Source organism: Streptomyces sp. NPDC054841, assembly GCF_053611045.1.
In genome coordinates, this window is record NZ_JBSGZO010000858.1 from 1 (window position 1) to 1,755 (window position 1,755).

The 1,755-nt window shown below is 67.4% G+C and carries 2 protein-coding genes; one reads left to right on the plus strand and one right to left on the minus strand.

Annotated elements, in window-relative coordinates:
- Positions 1-88 precede the first annotated feature (88 nt).
- Positions 89-535 (minus strand): cupin domain-containing protein, encoded by a 447-nt coding sequence (locus ACWGI8_RS43970; RefSeq protein ID WP_453669192.1) that lies wholly within the window; start codon positions 533-535, stop codon positions 89-91.
- A gap of 425 nt (positions 536-960) precedes the next feature.
- Here ACWGI8_RS43970 and ACWGI8_RS43975 point away from each other — a divergent pair, with 425 nt between their 5' ends.
- The gene (locus ACWGI8_RS43975) at positions 961-1,698 is read left to right on the plus strand and encodes an SDR family oxidoreductase (protein WP_453669194.1); all 738 of its coding nucleotides are present in this window, start codon (positions 961-963) and stop codon (positions 1,696-1,698) included.
- Positions 1,699-1,755 lie beyond the last annotated feature (57 nt).

Here is a 1,755-nt window from a genome sequence, read left to right on the forward strand (position 1 = left end):
CTCATACTGGGCGTATTCGGGCGATCCGACAACGCAGCGAGGTGCCGTAGCTGTCGTCGTGCGCCCGCCGGGGATTACGGGACAGCCCTTAGGACGGTCGCGGAGCTCGTCTGTCCTTGCGCTGCGCGAGTTCCTCGTCGTCGACGAGGACGAGCATGGGCTTGTCAGGCTCGCACATCATCGTGACGACGAACCGACTCCGCACGTCCGTGCGATTATTGCCGTCCTGGTAGTGGATCACGTCGCCACCGGGCTCCCAGAACGCCTCCCCGGCCCGAATCACCCGCTCCGGCTCTCCCTCGAGCTCGAACAGCATCTCGCCCTCCAGCACGTAGCCGAAGGCCGGGCCGAAGTGCCGGTGCGGAGGTGTGCCGGGGTCGCCAGGGGGAAACTCGACAAGCACCGTCATGGCGTGTGCACCGTCCGGAACGGAGGGTGGTTTCGCCTCCTGGATCACGGTGACCGCGGTCTTCCAGGCCTCGGATCGCCGCCCCTGGTTTTCAGGTGAATTGGCCACCGGTTCATTGTTCGCCATCACGCCACCTCCGGTTTCGGCACCGATACGGAGAGCGCATATCAAAAACACTACGCGGCGAGGGGACGGCATGCGGCTGCGACGGATTCGCCACCCGAGCCGCGCCGAGCGCAGCGTAAAGATGCAATGACAGAGCGCGCACTCGGCTCCGCCCGGCCCGGGCCGTGGACGTGGGATCCGCCTCACCGCCCGGCTCCGCCCTTGTGGGCGTACGGTGGTCGCAGACGTCATTTCGATCCGCGGGCAGTCGATCGAGCGCGGTCGGCAAGCACGACAGAGCAGCGCCGGGCCGACACCGCGGACGGCTCCAGCCGCTCGGCTCGGAGCGGCCGGTTCGATTCGTACCCACTGCCTCCGCGTGCAACGGATGGAAATCCTGCCCCGGACGTCCTCGGGAACCTCATCAACTCGACGAAGGGTGCGTCATGAAGACCACAGTCCTGGGGGGAAGCGGCCTGATCGGCTCACAGGTGGTCGAACGGCTGAGAGCGGCCGGCGACGACGTCGTACCCGCTTCGCTGTCCACCGGGGTCGACGTGATCAGCGGCAAGGGCCTGGACCAGGTTCTCGCAGGCGCCGATGTAGTGGTCAACCTGATCAACTCCCCCGTGTTCGACGAGTCCTCCATCGGCTTCTTCGAAACGTCGATGAACAACGTCGGTGCCGCGGCGGAGGCGGCAGGTGTCCGCCACCATGTGATTCTCTCGATCGTCGGCGTGGACCAAGTGCCCCAACTCGACTACTACCGGGCCAAGGTCGCCCAGGAGAACGCCCTCAAGGCCGCGCCGACGCCGTACTCGATCGTGCGCGCCACGCAGTTCTTCGAGTTCGTCGAAGCGATCATGTCCTGGACGACCGACGGTGACACCGTCCGCCTGCCTTCCACCCCCGTGCAGCCGATGGCCTCCGCCGACATCGCCGCGGCGGTCGCGAAGGCGGCCTCCGACAGCCCGTTGCAGGGCATCCGCAACATCGCGGGCCCCGATGTCTTCTCTCTCGACGAGCTCGGCCGGATCACCCTGGCCGCACGCCCCGACGGCCGCCACGTGGTCACCGACGACCAGGCGGGCATGTTCGCCGCGGTCACAGGAGACGTGCTGACGGCACCGAAGGACGCCGACCTGGCCCCCACGCACTACAGGGACTGGCTGCAGCGGCAATAGTCCGGCGCGGAGAGAGCGAGGTGGTCAGGCCGGGGCGCCCTCGCAAGCTCCAGCACC